Origin of the sequence: Sporosarcina sp. Marseille-Q4063, assembly GCF_018309085.1 — a bacterium.
In the GTDB taxonomy this organism is placed as follows: Bacteria; Bacillota; Bacilli; order Bacillales_A; family Planococcaceae; genus Sporosarcina.
The window spans coordinates 3,320,644-3,338,696 of sequence record NZ_CP070502.1 but is presented as its reverse complement, the minus strand read 5'-3'; the positions used below and the strand labels follow the sequence as shown (position 1 = coordinate 3,338,696).

The 18,053-nt window shown below is 39.5% G+C and carries 17 protein-coding genes; 6 read left to right on the top strand and 11 right to left on the bottom strand.

All coding sequences use genetic code 11. The annotated features are described in order from the left end of the window. Positions 1 to 44: 44 nt before the first annotated feature. Positions 45 to 950, bottom strand: coding sequence for an EamA family transporter (locus tag JSQ81_RS16920; RefSeq protein WP_371812553.1), 906 nt, complete (start codon positions 948 to 950; stop codon positions 45 to 47). A gap of 181 nt (positions 951 to 1,131) precedes the next feature. On the opposite strand from JSQ81_RS16920, the gene JSQ81_RS16915 reads away from it, so the two are divergent. Beyond that, positions 1,132 to 2,229 carry a carbohydrate kinase gene (locus tag JSQ81_RS16915; protein WP_212605171.1) on the top strand — a complete coding sequence of 366 codons (1,098 nt, stop codon included), beginning with the start codon at positions 1,132 to 1,134 and terminating at the stop codon, positions 2,227 to 2,229. A 47-nt stretch (positions 2,230 to 2,276) separates the two neighbouring features. On the opposite strand, the gene JSQ81_RS16910 is transcribed toward JSQ81_RS16915, so the two are convergent. Continuing rightward, on the bottom strand, positions 2,277 to 2,903 hold the full coding sequence (locus JSQ81_RS16910; RefSeq protein WP_212605170.1) for a superoxide dismutase family protein: 627 nt from the start codon (positions 2,901 to 2,903) through the stop codon (positions 2,277 to 2,279). Between the two features lie 139 nt (positions 2,904 to 3,042). Between JSQ81_RS16910 and thpR the strand changes: the two genes are divergently transcribed. Then, entirely contained in the window at positions 3,043 to 3,588 is a 546-nt protein-coding gene (thpR, locus tag JSQ81_RS16905; protein ID WP_212605169.1) for an RNA 2',3'-cyclic phosphodiesterase, read from the top strand. 59 nt (positions 3,589 to 3,647) lie between these two features. Here the strand turns inward: thpR and JSQ81_RS16900 are convergent, their stop codons facing one another. Together JSQ81_RS16900 and JSQ81_RS16895 are read right to left on the bottom strand one after the other, a co-directional pair. After that, positions 3,648 to 4,472, bottom strand: coding sequence for a protein-glutamine gamma-glutamyltransferase (locus JSQ81_RS16900; RefSeq protein WP_212605168.1), 825 nt, complete (start codon positions 4,470 to 4,472; stop codon positions 3,648 to 3,650). Positions 4,473 to 4,726: 254 nt separating this feature from the next. Continuing rightward, on the bottom strand, positions 4,727 to 5,776 hold the full coding sequence (locus JSQ81_RS16895) for an NERD domain-containing protein (RefSeq protein WP_212605167.1): 1,050 nt from the start codon (positions 5,774 to 5,776) through the stop codon (positions 4,727 to 4,729). A gap of 181 nt (positions 5,777 to 5,957) precedes the next feature. On the opposite strand from JSQ81_RS16895, the gene JSQ81_RS16890 reads away from it, so the two are divergent. From JSQ81_RS16890 to JSQ81_RS16880, 3 genes are all read left to right on the top strand, one after another. Further along, complete coding sequence (locus JSQ81_RS16890) at positions 5,958 to 6,143, top strand: hypothetical protein (RefSeq protein WP_212605166.1); 186 nt, start codon at positions 5,958 to 5,960, stop codon at positions 6,141 to 6,143. Between the two features lie 276 nt (positions 6,144 to 6,419). Next, positions 6,420 to 6,857: a hypothetical protein gene (locus tag JSQ81_RS16885; protein ID WP_212605165.1), complete on the top strand. Its 438-nt coding sequence runs from the start codon at positions 6,420 to 6,422 to the stop codon at positions 6,855 to 6,857. A gap of 286 nt (positions 6,858 to 7,143) precedes the next feature. Further along, positions 7,144 to 8,058 (top strand): CPBP family intramembrane glutamic endopeptidase, encoded by a 915-nt coding sequence (locus JSQ81_RS16880; protein ID WP_212605164.1) that lies wholly within the window; start codon positions 7,144 to 7,146, stop codon positions 8,056 to 8,058. 118 nt (positions 8,059 to 8,176) lie between these two features. Here the strand turns inward: JSQ81_RS16880 and JSQ81_RS16875 are convergent, their stop codons facing one another. From JSQ81_RS16875 to garR, 3 genes are read right to left on the bottom strand one after another with little or no spacing between them, the layout of a single operon-like run. Beyond that, positions 8,177 to 9,526, bottom strand: a complete 1,350-nt coding sequence (locus tag JSQ81_RS16875) for a GntP family permease (protein ID WP_212605163.1) — start codon at positions 9,524 to 9,526, stop codon at positions 8,177 to 8,179. A 31-nt stretch (positions 9,527 to 9,557) separates the two neighbouring features. Beyond that, the gene (locus tag JSQ81_RS16870) at positions 9,558 to 10,964 is read right to left on the bottom strand and encodes a four-carbon acid sugar kinase family protein (protein ID WP_249336744.1); all 1,407 of its coding nucleotides are present in this window, start codon (positions 10,962 to 10,964) and stop codon (positions 9,558 to 9,560) included. 1 nt (position 10,965) lies between these two features. Further along, the gene (gene garR, locus JSQ81_RS16865; protein WP_212605162.1) at positions 10,966 to 11,868 is read right to left on the bottom strand and encodes a 2-hydroxy-3-oxopropionate reductase; all 903 of its coding nucleotides are present in this window, start codon (positions 11,866 to 11,868) and stop codon (positions 10,966 to 10,968) included. Between the two features lie 218 nt (positions 11,869 to 12,086). Here garR and JSQ81_RS16860 point away from each other — a divergent pair, with 218 nt between their 5' ends. Beyond that, positions 12,087 to 12,659, top strand: coding sequence for a GntR family transcriptional regulator (locus tag JSQ81_RS16860; RefSeq protein WP_212607712.1), 573 nt, complete (start codon positions 12,087 to 12,089; stop codon positions 12,657 to 12,659). 299 nt (positions 12,660 to 12,958) lie between these two features. Here JSQ81_RS16860 and JSQ81_RS16855 read toward each other — a convergent pair whose 3' ends face one another. The 4 genes from JSQ81_RS16855 to iolD all read right to left on the bottom strand — a co-directional run bounded on the left by JSQ81_RS16855 (position 12,959) and on the right by iolD (position 18,010). Continuing rightward, the gene (locus JSQ81_RS16855) at positions 12,959 to 14,146 is read right to left on the bottom strand and encodes an MFS transporter (RefSeq protein ID WP_212605161.1); all 1,188 of its coding nucleotides are present in this window, start codon (positions 14,144 to 14,146) and stop codon (positions 12,959 to 12,961) included. A gap of 68 nt (positions 14,147 to 14,214) precedes the next feature. Then, complete coding sequence (locus tag JSQ81_RS16850; protein WP_212605160.1) at positions 14,215 to 15,003, bottom strand: 5-deoxy-glucuronate isomerase; 789 nt, start codon at positions 15,001 to 15,003, stop codon at positions 14,215 to 14,217. An 11-nt stretch (positions 15,004 to 15,014) separates the two neighbouring features. Further along, positions 15,015 to 15,851, bottom strand: a complete 837-nt coding sequence (locus JSQ81_RS16845) for a class II fructose-bisphosphate aldolase (protein ID WP_212605159.1) — start codon at positions 15,849 to 15,851, stop codon at positions 15,015 to 15,017. Positions 15,852 to 16,090: 239 nt separating this feature from the next. Further along, the gene (iolD, locus tag JSQ81_RS16840) at positions 16,091 to 18,010 is read right to left on the bottom strand and encodes a 3D-(3,5/4)-trihydroxycyclohexane-1,2-dione acylhydrolase (decyclizing) (protein WP_212605158.1); all 1,920 of its coding nucleotides are present in this window, start codon (positions 18,008 to 18,010) and stop codon (positions 16,091 to 16,093) included. Between the last annotated feature and the right edge of the window lie 43 nt (positions 18,011 to 18,053).

The following is an 18,053-nucleotide window of genomic DNA, read 5'->3' as shown; positions in this document are numbered from 1 at the left end:
GTAACGTTAAACATATGTTTATTATACGACAAAGTTCTTGTATGTCAAACTTTTATTTTCGTGCCTTTATTTTTAACCGATAGCGTATTCCTATTTTGCAACGTCGGTAATGTTATCCCAATAATGATGATTACTATACCTATTATTTGCAGGGCAGTAACTGTTTCGCGGAGCAAAATCACGGATACCAACACGGCAATCGGCAATTCAAACGCACCCAATATTGAAGACATGCCTAATCCAACTTTAGGAACTGCGATCGTGAAGAGATATACTGGAATGATCATGCCGAATAACCCCAATGCCAAACCGTATACCCATAAGCCTTCCCCGAATAAAGTACCGTTCCAAATAATTTCCGGTGACTGGAAAACAGCTGTCGTCATAAATGCGAAAAACGAAACCAATAATAATCGGTTAGAAAGATTCATGCTTGCAGTCGGCTTGCCGTTCACAAATAAGAATAGCGAGAAACAAAGCGCAGCCGCCAATCCCCATAACCAACCTTGAATTGGAATTTGAGACACATCAACATCGATCAAGCCTGCTGCAGGTATTGTGCCCGCAAACAAGACGATTAATGAAATAAATTCAATTCGACTCGGAAGTTGCCGTTTCGCTATGCAAGAAATCACCATGCCGATCCATGTAAATTGAAACAAAAGTACAACAGCCAATGACGCGGGCAAATAAATTAACGACCTGCCATAAACGATATTTGTCATTGCCGTTAATATTCCCGCCAAAATGAGAATACCAAAGCCTTTAAAGCTTAACTTCGTTCTGTTTGTTAGAATGAAAATAAGCACCGCAAGACAAAAGCCTATAAAAAATTGACTTGTAATAGCTTCAGAAGCCGAAAATCCGCCAAGCATAGCAAGTTTAATGATTGTCGAAACTAAACCATAACTACTAGCCGCGATAACGACTAATAGAGGATATAACCAAATTCTCATTTCATTTCCTCCCAAGTGAAGCCTATTTACCGAGTGGTGACAATGGTGTATGATTTTTCTATACTTGAATTCAAATTGTTGACAAGGTCTAGACTTTCCATTTACAGTGCAATTAAGTATAGAAAACTTTTGTCACCAATGCAAACAATTGTTTAAAAAGAACGAGGTGATTTAATTGAACAAAGAAAAACAGATTTTACACCATATCAAAATAAACCCATTCATTTCGCAACAAGAATTATCAGCCAAGGTTGGTTTATCGCGGTCAGCGGTTGCGAACTATATAGCGAACTTGACCAAACGCGGTGAAATCAAAGGGCGTGCTTATATTCTCCAAGAAGAATCGTCAATCGTCTGCATCGGCGGGGCTAACACGGATCGAAAAGCGCGGTCAGATCAAGAAGTGCGTTTATATTCGTCGAATCCAGTAAAAACGACCGAGGTTTGCGGTGGTGTCGCGCGAAATTTCGCCGAAAATTTAAGTCGACTCGGCTATAATACGTCGCTTATGACCTCAATCGGGGATGACAAAGAAGGCGACTGGTTGCTGCAGGAAACGAAAAATCACGGCGTTGATGTTAGCCAAGTGTGGATTTTGCAGACCGAACGCACGGGGACTTACACGACTTTGTTGGACGAAAACGGGGAAACGGTCGTCGCCATGGCCGATATGAACATTTACGAAAAGATTACTATTCCGATGATTGAAGAAAAGTGGTCCTATATTGTTGCCTCGCAAGCCGTTTTTATGGACACGAATATTTCCGTGGAATGCATAGATTATGTGATTAATCGATGCAGGGATGAAAATATCTCTTTGTACATCGACCCGATTTCTTCAGCAAAAGTAAATAAACTCCCCCACCGTCTTGAAGGTGTGGAAGTGCTAATGCTTAGCCAGGAAGAAGCAGAAGTCCTCGGCGAAGCAAAAATCGACTCAATCGAGGACTGCGAAAACACCGCCAATAAAATCCGAGAACGCGGCGTTCAAAAAGTCATTATTTTACTTTCTGACCAAGGCGTTTATTATTCCTCTCCAACTGAATCCGGACATCTCTCACCTTTCAAAACTGAAATTGTCGATGTCACAGGCGCTAGCGACGCATTTTCTTCCTGTACAATCTATGGACTCTTGCACGAAGAATCGCTATTGACCGCATGCCAATTAGGGCTCGCCGGTTCAGCGCTAACCTTGCAAACCGAGGAATCTGTATCGATTCATTTGAGACCTGAGAAGATTTATGAAATTGTGAAAGAATACGCACAAAATTAAAAGGAAGCCGGCAAAGTGTTAACTAGTCGGCTTCCTTGATTTATTCCTTATTGAATTACGCCACAAACAATACGGTCTCCTGCATCACCAGAAGGTTGGCTAGTTCCGTCATCTGCTTCAGCATGAATCACTAATGCCGTCCCACCATCTTGCAATAATGAATTTGCTTCTCCCTTTTTCAACGTAACAAGTTCTGCAACAAATTCCTCTTCAACTTTACCGTCTTTTCCAACTTCAAGATTCGGCAAGTCGCCGGCATGCGGACCTTTATCATTTTCTAAACCATGTTCTGCTTCTGTCGGATTAAAGTGTCCACCTGCCGATTCAAAATCGGGCGATTCACACTTTCCTGCTTCATGAAAATGAAAACCATGCGGTCCTTCAGGCAAGTTCTCCGCTTTCACTTTTACAAGCACGCCATTATCTTCTTCAGACAATTCTGCCGTACCTACCGAGGTATCTTTCGCATCGATCAAATCGACTCTTACCACTTCATTTTCTTCAAGTTCTCCCGTATCTGCCGGATCTGTTGCATCCTCATCAGCTTCTTCAACTGGCTCATTATCTTCTACGCCATCAGGTTCTGTAACTGGTTCATCCTTCTTGTCGCCACCACATGCGGCAAGCGCTAAAACTAACCCCATTGCGGCTATTAGTAAAAACCATTTCCTCATTTTACCACTCTCCTCTATTATGTATATACTCGTATATATCACCAGCGGAAATTTTCAAACTTAAATAAGTCCGATTCATACCTAAGGATTAGATGCAAATAATCGGTTAAACTAAAAGTCATACAGAGGAGGAACAAATATGTCCGCACACTACTTTATTGGAATAAAAAGCCCTACGACCCTTGAACATATAATGGATTCTTACAAAGCCAAATATCAGTTGACCGAAGTATACAAAGTAATTCCTCATCCAGAAGACTTACATGTGACACTCCTTTTTATAGGCGCCATGTCAGAACAATCACTGCCCTCTCTGATTGAAAGTCTACGGATGATTGCTGATAAAACACCTGTATTTAACATGCAAATTGACGGATTATCTTTTTTCGGTTCTCCTTCAGGTCCTCGTGTCGTCTATTTGTCGATTGAAGAAAACAAAGCGTTATCAGCGTTGCAAAAAGAAATCGATGAAACCATAGCTGCTCAGTTTAATCGACCCGTTTCCGATCGATTTACACCGCATATAACAATCGCTAAAAAACGTAAAACGACAAAAAAGCTATTTATTCAAAAAGAAAAGTGGGAACCGATTGAAGTTCCGGTTTCAAGCTTCGCCCTTTTTACAATTCACCCACATAAGTCGCCGAAGTACGAGGCGGTTGAAAATTTCTTAATGAAACAGTAAAAAAGCCAAACAGGTTTTAGCTGCTTGACTTCGAAAGTTCAAATTGCTTCGCTTCCGTTTTATATAAACATATATTGATCAAATGAAATTGAACTGTCGCCATGGTGAACAACTGTTGGTTGATATTTAGGTATCGAATAAACTTGTCGAACTACTAAAGTATCCGACAATTGTTTAAACGACGGTCTGGCAACTAAATTGGATAAATAGGCTGATCGATTGCTCTCTCGTTTTCTACTTCTATTCAAAGTACGAATCATTTGTTCAGCTGTCTGGACCCCGAAGCCGTGACCAAAATACGTACCATCTCCCAAAACAACAGCATTCTCCCCTCGCCACTGAGGCCTTTTAGGATCAAAATCGGGATTATTAAAATAAACGACATCTCCGGGGATAAAATCGCGCGTATGATAGGCTTTTAATCCGAGGTCCGAATCGGCATGCCAGCTGTATAAATAAATGTCTTGAAATAATTGATTGAATAAATCATCGCCAATCAGGTTAAGAAAGGCATGATAATAAATAATAACCATTGCCGTTGCGCATTCGAATGCATACCGGGAACTGTTCATGTAGATATCACGAATCGCATCTGATGGTTTTACGCCAGCTCGTAGCTGAAATCCACCAACATTCGTTAAGATCCAGTACCCGGGATTGCAACGCGAATTTTTAAATACCTCAAATCGAACATTACTTAGATCCATAGCTTTTGCACTATCTATAATACTTTTGCGCAACTTCAGCTCATACGATAACTCTGCAATGGATTGATAGGAATAAACAGTTGAGCTTTCATTTATCCGCTGAAGGATTGTGCTTTCCATCTTATCAGTTGGTCGCAAGTCATTTTGTTGAAATGATTTCTCACCTATTTGGATCATACTGCACCTCTTTCCGGAGTTACGTATTAATCCATCTTATTCGAGTGGGGTTGGGATATGTGATTATTGCAAGGTACCTATTGCAAGGTACCTGTGCACGGTGCAATTATGACTATTCACAAGTTCGGATAAAAAACCAAAGGGATATCGACAAAGTCATATACAGTCGGTGCCCCTTAAGAACTTTATGCAATTGTAGTGTATTGTTGGAATAGTTTCTTGCACAGGTACCTAATACTCTGTCAGCCTTCCTATTAATTATCATTTATTATTCCCACCAATTCCGCTCCAAACTCTTCTATCTTTTTATCGCCTATTCCTGGTACTTTTCGCAAGTCTTCAAGTGTAGTTGGTTTTATTTCTATGAGAGAATCCAAGGTTTTATTCGTAAAGATATGGAACGCCTTTCTTCCAGATTCGTCCGCGGTTTTTTTACGGAATTCTTTTAACTTTACTTCCAAGTCTTCATTCGAAACTGGTACCGGTTCTACTTCAACAGTTGCAGCGACTGGAACTTCTTCCTCTTCTGTATAGAAGCTGACTTCTTCCTCGTCAGGATTCTCTAGCAAATGCTTGTTGATATGTTGTCCTTTGATGTATTCCGCGAAATCTTGCATTCTTTTATCAAAGAAGTGCATTGGAGATTTCTTGGCCAATTCAGCTTTTAAAAACGTAACAATACCATCAGAACGAAATACTTTATCTTTTATATTTTTAGGCGCCTTTTTCAAATCAATAACGGTCTTTTCATTCGCAAATGCAACCGCGTGAAGAATCGGTGTTCTTTCAATAATTTTATGATCCTTCAGCATTGATTGAAGAACCTCTACTTGTCGCTCGACTTGGCGTACCGGACTATACATTCCCTCTTTAAAAACTGTGCGACTCCCACGGTTCACGGTTCTGATAAATTCGCCTTTTTCATTAACCGTAATATTGCCGTAGTATTTCTTCACTTCAATAACCATAAAAAATTTCCTTGTCACGATAATAAAATCGAACTGGGCATTCAATCCCTTATGCTCGATGTAGACGTCATGCAATATCATCATTGGCAGAAACGAATTCGTTAATTCAAATAGTAACGACTGCTCGCCAGCCTTGCCGATTTCTAGATACTTTATTTGTTGCTCGATTTTTTTACGATCATCTGGTGATTTCTTGTCAGCCAATTCTTTTTGTAGTCGTGCAATTTCCAAATCCATCGAATCGCCATGTTTAACAATAATGGGCGTTTTCAATTCTTCTTTATCTTTTAATGCATCAACAAAGCGTGCCAAAAACGGTTTCTTTACAAAAGTCATGATATTATCTCCTTTATCGTTTATTCATAATTTCGAAAGTTTTCATCCCTTTTACAGTACCATATTACCAAGGATAATAGTCATAGTTTTCCATACATTAAATTTCCGAGCTGATATTTTCAACGATTTGGGAATAAAACCTTCTAAACTGCGCACATTAAGTCGTAGGAGGTGATGATACATGAATAATAAAAACACCAAAAAGACAATGAATGAAAGAACTCATAATAGTTTCGATATCTACAAAAATAACATCAACAGCAATAGCAATAACCAAAAAAATCAGTCGAACGAAGAATTTGCAGCTGATTTTGATTCTGAATCAAGGGATAAAAATAGGAAGCGAAAATCTGGTGAAAATAAATAATAACTGAAATATGAAAGGTGAGAGCTGTAAAGTCGGCTCTCACCTTTTAATTTAAACCAAATAATTATTTGCACTCATTTTTCATACTAAATTTAAATTTTCACGCTAATAGTGGAAACATAAATCAATTTTCCATATTTACTTTTATTTCGCACGTTTGATTATGGATGGCTTTATCGAGTATAATTAGGTCAAACAGTTCTTAGCCTTACTAATAATGACTGTCATAGGCGATCCCACTTAGTGGCATAATTAATATAGAGTAGAGGATAAATAATGGAAAGCTCCTTAAGTAAAATACTCGCTAAATTAGACTCCATGGAAAAAAATCAAATTTCAATAGATAAAGATTTAAACAATAAGATGGATGACTTGAAAACTGGTATGAATAATCTAGATGTAACCCTAAATAATAGAATGGACAGCTTGGATTCAACTCTAAATGCAAGAATAGATAAATTAGATGCGACCCTAAATACTAGAATGGATAGCATAGATTCTAGAATGGATAACTTTGACTCCGGAATGGATAATTTCAGCTCCGGAATGGATAACTTCAGCTCCAGAATGGACAACTTCGACTCCGGAATGGAAACTTTCGGCTCCAGAATAGATAAGCTAGATAAAAGTATTGATGATTTGAACACTTCTCTTATTCGCGGATTGGAACCTTATTTTAGTAATTTGGAAAAACATATCGATGATAATTTTTAAAATTTGTCTTCTAACATGGCAGATCAAAAAAATGCGATTGATGTTCTTTCAGCACGTAGTATTCAGCAAGAAGCGGATATAAAAGTTTTGAATCGAATCGTTAGAAACCAATAAGAACACTTAAAAGGGAAGTCGACAATTTATTAGTGTCGACTTCCCCTTTTAATTTATGTGATTCTAGTATATTATCAGAATAGTGATTACCTTTATTTGCCGTTCTAAAAAGTATTGTCAATGACTATGGTAATCTTGCAATAGTCTATTGATATTTAATTGGGGGGATTAGATGTTTAAAAATGAATCGGGTCAAATTCGTGCTGGATGGCTTGTTTTATTGGCCTTTGTCGCTTTAATAATTGTTCAACAGTTATTTTCACTTCCTGGTACACTACTATTGATTTTCGCAGAAGCACCTTCTCTTATTAATGGTGAAACAGGTACCGCTGATATCGTAACTGCTCTTGATACGCATCCATGGATTTTCTTGTTGATGCAAGGCGGTGGATCCGTTGGCGGTATTCTAATCACTTACTTGTTATGGCGGTTTATTAACAAAGGAACCATAAAACAGTTGGGCTTTAGAGGTTCTTTAAAAGACTTATGGTTCGGACTTTTTCTCGGTGCAATTTCAATTACCGTGATTTTTATTGTGTTGTTGGCGACTGGGAATGTGACACTTGTGAATCCATTGTCGAGTCCGCAATTCTCGGTGTATACGATTAGTTTTCTAATTTTGTTCATTCTTGTTGGTTTCTCGGAGGAAATGTTTTTCAGGGGCTACGTCATGTCCACGATGGCGAGCAGAGGGAATAAAAAGTGGGTAGTCTACGTGGCATCCGCTTTGATTTTCAGCATCGCGCACGGTTTAAATCCCAATGTCAGTATTTTAGGGTTGATCAATATCGCGGTAGTCGGTATTTTATTCGCGTATATGTTTTATGCGACAAATAGTCTGTGGTTGCCAATTGGCTATCATATTATGTGGAATTATTTTCAAGGAAATGTTTTTGGTTTTGCGGTCAGTGGGACGGCGCCGAATGGTATTTATAGCGTTGAAACAGTTGCAGGGCGTGATTGGTTAACAGGTGGTGCGTTTGGGTTAGAAGGTGGATTGATGGCAACGGTGCTTATTTTGGTGGGGTTTGTTGCTACTAGGGTTTATTGTAAGTTGCGGGATTATGATCAGGAGAAGAGCCTTTAAGATACCGGGAAAGATGGAATTATGACAATAAATTCAAATAGAAGTCAGCCGAATATTTATGGCTGACTTCTATTTCATTTAATAATATTATTTCACTTCGTGTCTCGTCAAATCAAAATTACAAGCCCGGCAAGAATCCGCTAAACAGACTAAGTAGCAATACCATTCCCAATGCCGAAAGCCCAGCAATAAATCCACCAATAGTCCAGGCTTGAAGAGTTTGCGGGATTGTTAAGCGACCAAATTTGTTAACAACCCAGAATCCTGAATCATTCGGTAACGAAAGACCGATTGCGCCCGCACAAATTGCAAGTCCCAGTAAAACAGGAGATGCACCCAATTCCACAGCTAGAGGCCCCAATATTGAAGATGTCGTAATAAGCGCGACAGTAGTCGATCCGAGAGAAGCACGTAAAATTTGCGAGAATATAAACGCCAACAACAGAACTGGCATACTCCAGCTTTGCATAGTTGCGACTAAATAATCCCCAATCCCACTTTGGCTAATCACCGCTCCAAAAGCACCACCCGCACCAGTCACTAAAATAATCATTCCAGCCGAGTTCATCGCTTCATCATATAATTTACTATAAGGTACTTGAATATATGGTCGTAAAACAATCAATCCAACAACCACACTAATGAAAAGCGCTACGTTTTTGTCCCCGATAAATCCAAGAAGCGTTGTGAGGGGCCCTGCCGGAAGCCATAACTTTGTCACTGTGTTCAGAAGGATTAAACCAATCGGCAACGCTAGTAGAAATAACGATAAACCTGTAGAAATTTCCTTACCTGTTTTTGTTTCCTCAACAGGCAATTCCTCCTCCACATCAACGGAATCCGTGACTTTTATACGTTTTCCGATAAACGTACCGTAAAAGTAGCCACCAATAAGTGTGGAAGGGATTGCACAAAGAATACCGTATAAAATAAATAATCCTAAATCCGCACCGGTATTTTCAGCAACGACTAATGGACCTGGCGTTGGCGGAATCATACTGTGAGATACAATGAGACCGACACCAAGCGCCGTTACAAATGTAACAATAGAAATTCCAGTTCTTTTCGACAAACTTTTTACAAGCCCGCTTAAAATAACGAAAGCTGCATCGAAAAAGACCGGGATTGATACAGCAACACCTGTAATGGATAATCCGGCTGCCGATCTTTTTGCACCGAATAATCGTAGTACTGCTTGCGCAATTTTTTCAATTGCACCCGATGCACCAAGAATTTGACCGTAAATAATGCCCAGTCCAATTAATATCCCAACACCGATTAATGTGGATCCAAAACCAGTTGCTACGATACCTGGTATTTCCGCTAACGGAAATCCGAGAACAAGAGCCGCTGCAAGTGCTACCCCAATTAGTGACATAAAAGGCTCAACTTTGAGCTTCAATATCATGAAAAATAACGCGGCTAGCGATAAGATAAAAATCACAATTAACATATTTCCTTCTACCATTTCAATACCCCCTATTTGTTATTGCAACTTGTTATTGCAACTTTTCTACGACTTCCTTTAGTGTATCTACTTCTCCTACATTCCCTGGGAAGATTACATACGGGATTTCCGGAAAGACACTTTCTTCCCCTGTTTTCCAAACTGGAACTCCCGGCGCAATCTGTCCTAGTACTTCGGCCTTTTTTACCTTAAGCCCAATTGTTCCGACATCACTTGACGTAATGCCGCCTTTGGCAATAACGAAACGCGGTTGTGGATGACACTGATTAACAAACTGCGTGACTGCATTTGAAATTTTCACAGATAATGCAAGCTCTTCTTCCCCGCGACCTTCACCCAAATCAAGGCGTTCTCTTGAAGTGTAAACAACAACCGTCGTTCCTTCTGAAATTTTTGCATTAACTTCATGTTGGACACGTTTAATTTCTTCATTAAATAGATTGTTTTCGACAACAAGGTTGCAAGCAAACTCAATAAAATGGAGTGACTCTTTTTCTTTCAAGCGATTCAGCTGATCTGTAGATTTTTGAACATGTGATCCGATAACGACAAGCCCACCATACGGGCTATCTTCATGCAATAAATCTTTCGCCTCTAAATACGGTTTAGAAGAAATATCGCCAATAACTTTTGTAAACGAAGCGGCTGTTCTATATAAATAAATTTTCCCTGATTTTATTGCACGCAATAATGCAATTGAAAATGCTTTAACGTCTTCCTCCGTAACCGCATTCACGATAAGTTTTTCAAAGTTCTTAAGGTGCATCAACTTTTCGACGATTGCATCGATGTCGAGTGCACGTAACTCATCTAACGTAATTGACTGTACAGACGCTCGTTTGAATACACCATTTGTTTTTTCTTCAATCCAATCTCGTAGATTGCTATTTGAAAAACCAAACATTCGATCTTTAGCAAACTCTGTTTCACCCGCCGGAATATATTTATCCCCTTGTTTTACGTAATGTACATCGTCGATTGTTTCTCTTCCACCTTCTTTAAAGAACGGCAATAGAATTTCTCCATCGAAGCGAAGTGTACTTTGCTTTTCGATGGTTTCTTTTAGAATTTCTGTTTCCAAAGGATAATGTCCGCGTAAAGTGGAGTCCCCTCTACTCACAAGTAAATAAGGTTGACCCAGGCGTTCCGAAACTTGCGCAATACGTTGTGCTATGTCTGTATGCACCTGTGTTGTTTCCAAAACAGAAAATGCACGTGAATTCGTTAAGATGAAAACTAGTTGCCGCTCCTCTTTAAAAACCTCTTCAATCGTTTCTATATTCCAATCCGTAAATACCGGTATACCGTGTACCGTTTGCACACCAGTAGGATCGTCATCTAAAACAATGATTTTCGTTGAAAATGATTCACGTTCCTTGTTCCACATTATGTCTAACTCGGGACCATACGATGGAAGATTATTTACTCGTTTCTGCACGTTATTCAATTTCTTTTCCACCTACCGGTATTTTAAAGTTAGCTAGTTTCTCATAATATTGAACAAGCCCGCCGTGATCATCTGCTGCTTTTCCATCTACCTTAAGCGCATGGAACATCTCCACTACATTCGATGTAAGTGGCATTGGTACGCCAATTGCATGACCCGCTTCGAGTACATTCGTTAAATCTTTCAGGTTAATATCAATTCTGCCGCCCGCAACGAAATTACGTTCAAGAACAAGAGGCATCTTCGCATCGAGAACCGCACTTCCTGCAAGTCCTCCTCTAATTGCTTGATACATCTTTTCCACATCAATTCCCGCTTTTGATGCGAGTACAACAGCTTCAGACATGGCAGCAATCGTGACATTCACAAGAATTTGATTTGCTAGTTTAGTTGTCGTTCCACTACCGCTTCCACCGACGTAAGTTACTTCTTCTCCCATTGCTTTGAGAACAGGCAATACTTTAGTAAGAGCGTCTTCTTCCCCGCCAACCATAATTGACATCGTTCCGTCAATAGCTTTCGGCTCACCGCCACTTACAGGCGCATCCAAAAATGCAACGCCTTTCTCAGCAAACTTTCCAGCGATATACTGGGAATCTACCGGTGAAATTGAACTCATGTCAATCACTACTGCACCTTCTTGAATTGATTCATACACGCCGTTTTCACCCAACAACACCTGCTTCACAATAGCCGCATTCGGAAGCATGGTAATTATGACATTGCTTTCATTTGTTGCTTCCAGTAGGTTATTGGCTTCTTTTCCGCCTGCCTCAACAACCTCTTTACGTGCTTGCTCATTTAAATCAAATGCTTTTACTTCATAACCATTCTTCAATAAATTAAGGACCATTGGTTTTCCCATAATTCCAAGTCCGATAAATCCTACATTCATTTCTTTACCTCCTAGAGTAAACGCTTTCATAAACTATATGTATCATATAATAAGTTTTCAGTTTTGTATACAGTGAATTTGTTTTTGGATACAATCGGTTTAATAGACGCACTACTTTACTTATTTTTGTATAATAGAATTATCGATGTCATTTAATTTGGAGGGGTTCATTCGTGGTCAACAATAAAAAAGGTACTGCTCAAACTCTTGCATATGAAATGATTCGTGATCGAATTTTCAGTGGAGAATATGCCGGCGGAACAAAGTTGGTCGAAGAGAGGCTTGCAGAGGAAATCGGGGTTAGTCGCACACCTATTAGAGAAGCAATTCGGCGGTTGGAACAAGAGGGATTGATCAAAAGAAAAAAGGTCATCAAGCCGTCGGAAATGGATTTTAGGCATTTGTTTCAAATGCGTATGCTCATCGAATGCCATGCCGCTTATATGGCTGCTTCATTTATGTTAGAAGAGGATCACAAGAAGTTGCGAGAATGTGTGGAAATCGGGCGGAATGGATCACCTGACGAAGTCATTGAGGCAAACAAACTTTTCCATGACCTGATTGTTCGTGCTAGCAATAACCCAATAATGATTGACACAGTCGATCGGATGCAATCGATTATTTTCATGTTTAGTACAGCCGTGGTCATGCACAAAAGACCTTTTTTAATAGACGAGCATGATCAAATTTGCCAAGCAATCGCAGACCACAAGCCTGAACTAGCAAGTAGATTAATGAAAGAGCATTTGGAAGCGGATTTGGAGTTTGCACTGCATTTGATGGACTCGTAGTATTCTTTTATCGAGAAAGGTACCTGTGAAAGGTGCAATTATGACAATTCACGAATTTGAATAAAAACTCGAAAGAAACCGGAAAAAGCGTTTATAATCGGGGTTCTTCTTTTGGATTATGCAATTGTAGTGTATTTTTGGAATAGTTTCTTGCACAGGTACCTGAAATGCGTTGCGGAAGCCCTTACAAAGTATCCTTTCTCTTGAATTTGAGAGAAACGATACTTTTTTTGTTGTAGGTGGGTTGTACGGATTGGGAGGACTTTTAAGAGGTACCATATGCCACTGAGTAACTTTATCTAAGGTCTGCTCCGAATAAGAAAAATCGACATGATCCCGACAATCAGTGACAATACGCCAGTGGATAGAAATACTTCTAGTAAGCCAAAGGAATTTGCGACAATGCCTGCTAGTATCGGACCTAACAAAATCCCGATTGCATAAAAAGATTGATAAAAACCCATTGCAGACATTTTTAGATAGTCAGGGCTAATTTTTACTACTTCGCTTAACAACAATGGAAAGATAACACCTAGCGCTAGTCCTATGCCAACATGTGCAACGTTAAGTTTTAGAAGTGTTACAGTTCCTTGGATACTAAGTAAACAAACTGCTGTTACGATAAAACTACTGACAATAATAACTTTAATGAACCTATCTGGTAATTCAAAGAAAATAAAACTAATAGAAGCCAAAATATGTGGAATAAAAAATGCGATAATTAACCAAACAAATAATTTCTCTGACACCCCAACTGACGATGCAATAATTGGACTAAAACCAAAAATTGTAATGAATAGGATAGCATGGGCAACGAGCGATAAAAAAGTAATGATTAATAAGTTTGGTATTCTTATCACTTCTATTATATGTTGTTTCATAGAAATTTCGGGTTTCGCTTTTTCATTCTCCGAAGGAACATCTTTTATTTTCCAGGAAAAATAAATACCACCAGCTGATGCAATTGTTCCTAGCCAGAATGGAAAAGTCCAACCGAACAAATAAACCAGATATCCACTGATCGCCATCCCCAAAAATTGAGTTGCGACTGTTACAAACTGCATAATACCCATCGCTTTGGCTGAATGTTGGGCTGTAAAATAATATGAATATAAAACGGTTGCCATTACCCACATTGAGGCAGTTATTCCAATTAAGAGTCGTGCGATTATAACTACTAAAAATGACTCGAAATAAACGAGCAAAAGATTACTTAGCAGGGCCATTACAAATCCAATAATCAATAGATTTTTTCGAATTCCTTGTAGATGATCTGACAATACCCCTAACGGTAAACGAAACAGAACTTGTGTAACACCGTAGCTTCCTAAAATAACACCAATTGTAGAATACGAGAAGTTAATCGTTTCCAAATAAACACCGAAGACCGGCGCATAAATATAAATTGCCATCCAAAAACAGAAAACCATCGCTATAAAGTTAAGATGGTCCTTGATAGATATTGGATTTGCTTGTTCCTTTTTCAAACACTCACCTGCTTTCATTAAAGGATGAAAAACAGCGCTCTTATATGCAGCGCTGTTGCTTACCAAATTTATTTTTCAGGCCATATTTTTGCATCTGACTCAAGCATCCACTTATGTTCTTCCTCAAAAACTCGCTCCGTCCATGGGTTATTCTCCAAATGGCGGATCATCCAGCAGAAATACATTGCATAACCGGGTGCCGTTGCCTGTGGATGGTCTAAATCACCTGGTATCGTTAGGTAACTATTATGTTCAAGTCGATACGCATCTTGCCCAACCATCGCACAACCGAATCCTTGTGGTTTGTCGAAACGGTAGTAATAAACTTCTGGTTGGTCGTGGTGGTGAGGTGGATAGCTCGACCAACGGCCTGGATACGAAATAACTTCACCAATTACTAAGTTAGAATAAGGTGCATTATTGTAGTCGAAAATCGTACGAATTACACGTTCAGCTGTTCCATCCCACATCCCCTCACCTGCTTGTGTACTTTCGCAATCTTCCGGAGTATACAGTTTTGCTTCGAATGATGTTTCATTATCTGTTTTTTGAACAAGAACTTCGCTTTTGTCGAGTGCAGTTACTTTAACATCCATTCCAAGAGGTACATGTAGACACCACGGATTGTCCTCAAAAACCGATGCCCGTTTTACTTCCTGTGACTGGCCATTCCATTCCAATAGGACAGCTCCCTCAAGTAAAAGAATTGCTTGTTCCTTTTTATTGTCAGAAAACACTTCTACTTTGTCTACAGCTAATGTATAAATCCCAATATCTTGAAGCATATCCGAATGTTTATCTTCCATATCCGTAATTTTTGTGTAGCCTTCTTTTAATTCACCTAATTTTTCATACATACATATTCCTCCTAAATGCGTCCTGTACTTTGAAACATTTCCATATGGACTTTCACATTTTCAGCAGCAGCTTGAATCAACCGCTCGTGAAAAGTAAAGTAATCCGTGAAAGGTGCATCTTCATTAACACATTTTACAACATTGTTAAATGTAGATGTTGCAACGTTGATTTTACGGATTCCATGGACAATAGCAGTACGAAAATCATCTTGTGAGATACCGGAACCGCCGTGTAGAACGAGAGGAATTTCAACTTCTTGATTAATTTCATCAAGTAGGTCGAACCGTAAATTCGGTTTCCCTTTATAAACTCCGTGGGCATTACCAATTGCTATCGCAAGTGCATCAATTCCCGTTTCCGTAGCAAATCGTTTCGCTTCCTCAACAGATGTAATTGCGATTTCAATATCAACCGTCCCATCTTCACTTCCACCTACTCGGCCAATTTCAGCCTCTACTGTCGCCCCGTAGGATTCTGCAAGTTTCACTATCTTTTTCGTTTCCACTATATTTTCTTCAAGCGAAAGAAGTGAACCGTCATACATGACTGATGTAAACCCAATTTCTAGCGCTTCTTTAATCTTTTCTTCCGTTTCACCATGATCAAAGTGGACCGCAACCGGTACGCTCGCTTTTTTTGCAGCTTCAATCATCATCGGACCGATTAAATGAAGCGGGGAAGGTCCAAGACGAACTTCTGCAATTTGCAAAATGAGTGGTGAACGATGCTCCTCTGCCGTTCTAATTGCCGCGATAACCATTTCCATATTCGCAACGCTAAAAGCACCGACACCATAGTTATTCTCTTCGGCTGCTTGTAAAATATCCTTCATTTTTACGAGTGTCATATTATTTCTCCTTCTTGGATATGTTAAGTAAAGATTCTCATTAAATAAGAAAATCATTTGACTCAGCCCCTTAAATAGAGCGTTGTTGATTTCCGTTTCTCGTCGCCAAATCCGTTCTACGAGGCAGCTTCTCCTGTAAGGGCTCACTAGGCAAAAGTGAGCGATTCTCTCTCTATCTTTGCCTTCCTTGCCCGCAGGAGTATCTTTGTTTACAATCATTATTTCAAGGTATCAAACAGTTAATATTTACGGGCTTTTCCTAGATTATCTTCCTTACTTTCATATGCGTTTTGTACACTCTTTTTTTCTGAAACTTCTGGAACTCCTACATGCCACCAAGCGTCGTAGCCATCAGTCATTGTTTTAGGCAGTACTTTAATGTCAATCAATGTTGTTACTTTTTGTTTTTTTGAATCAAGTAATGCAGCTTCGAGTTCTTCCTTTGTGTGTACGGTATATGTTTTTGCACCGTAGCCTTCTGCTACTTTTGCAAAGTCAATCGTCATAATCGATCCATCCATTTGGCCAGTTTCTTCATTTCGTTTACGAAATTCTGTACCGAAACTTGGTAACCCATTACCCATTTGTAAATTATTGATGCACCCAAAACCAGAGTTATCGAATAGCAGAATATAAATCTTTTTATTTTCTTGAATACTCGTTACAAGTTCTGTATGGAGCATCAAATAACTTCCATCCCCTACCATTGCATATACCTCTTTAGTAGGTTCTGCAAGTTTCACACCAAAAGAACCCGCGATTTCATATCCCATACAGGAATAACCATATTCCATATGATATGTATTGCGTTTTCCAGACTTCCACATACGTTGTAAATCACCAGGTAAGCTTCCAGCCGCACCGACGATTATCGCATCTTCGTCTACTAATTCATTTATCACACCAAGAACACGTGTCTGTGCAAGATCAGAACCAAGTGCTTCTCGATACTCATCAAGCTTATCATCCAAATGTCCAGCAATTTCCGGGATGAATCCATCACCATAAGTTATCCCGTAAAGGCGTTCAAGTTCTTCTTGCCACCCTTTTTGGGCTTCTTCAATCTCATTGTCGTAGCTAGTTTTGTAATCTTCAATTGCTAGACCAATCGCTTTTAGACCTTCCTGTGCATCAGCAACAACTTGAGTCGCATCCAATTTATTTGCATGAAATTCAGAGATGTTTATCGTTAGAATATCAGCATTACCAAATAATTGTTTGGAAGCTGTTGTAAAATCAGTAAACCTCGTACCCACACCAATAATTAGGTCAGCTTCGTTTGCAATCTTATTTGCGGAAGAGTTTCCTGTTACACCAATGCCGCCAAGATTCAGTAGATGGGAACTTTCAACTCCACTTTTACCCGCCTGTGTTTCTGCAAAAGGAATATGATGCGTTTCCGCAAATTTTACGAATTCATCTGCCGCTTCTGAATAGCGTACACCGCCACCTAATATAAGCAATGGTTTTTTCTTTGATTGGATAAGTTCGGCTGCTTCTTTTACACTTTCAACCGACGGAAGACGTCGTTCAATTCGATGAATCCGCTTTTCAAAAAATGAGGTTGGATAATCCCATGCTTCAGCTTGTACGTCTTGAGGGAGTGAAATTGTGACAGCACCCGTATCTGCCGCGTTCGTTAAGACACGCATTGCATTGAGCATCGCTGACATTAGCTGCTCCGGGCGACTGACACGGTCCCAATACTTGCTTACCGGGCGGAATGCATCATTTGTTGAGATAGACAAATCATGTGTTTGTTCAATCTGTTGAAGAACTGGATCTGGTTGACGAGTTGCGAAGACATCACCAGGTAACAATAATAGTGGAATATTATTTGCTGTGGCGGTCGCCGCTGACGTCACCATATTTGCGGCTCCAGGACCAACAGACGATGTGCATGCAATGATTTGTTTACGATGTTTTTGTTTCGCAAAAGCCATGGCCGCATTTGCCATACCTTGTTCATTTCGACCTTGATAAACTTCGAGTTCACCTGGAGATTCCGAAAGCGCCTCTCCTAAACCGACAACGTTCCCATGACCAAAAATCGTGAAAATGCCTTTTACAAATCTTTCCTGTTTACCATCAAATTCAACATATTGTGCATTTATAAATTTAACAAGTGCTTGTGCTGTCGTTAATCGAATCGTATTCATGTTCTATCCCTTCTCTCTTATATTCTTTATATATGAAAAGAAG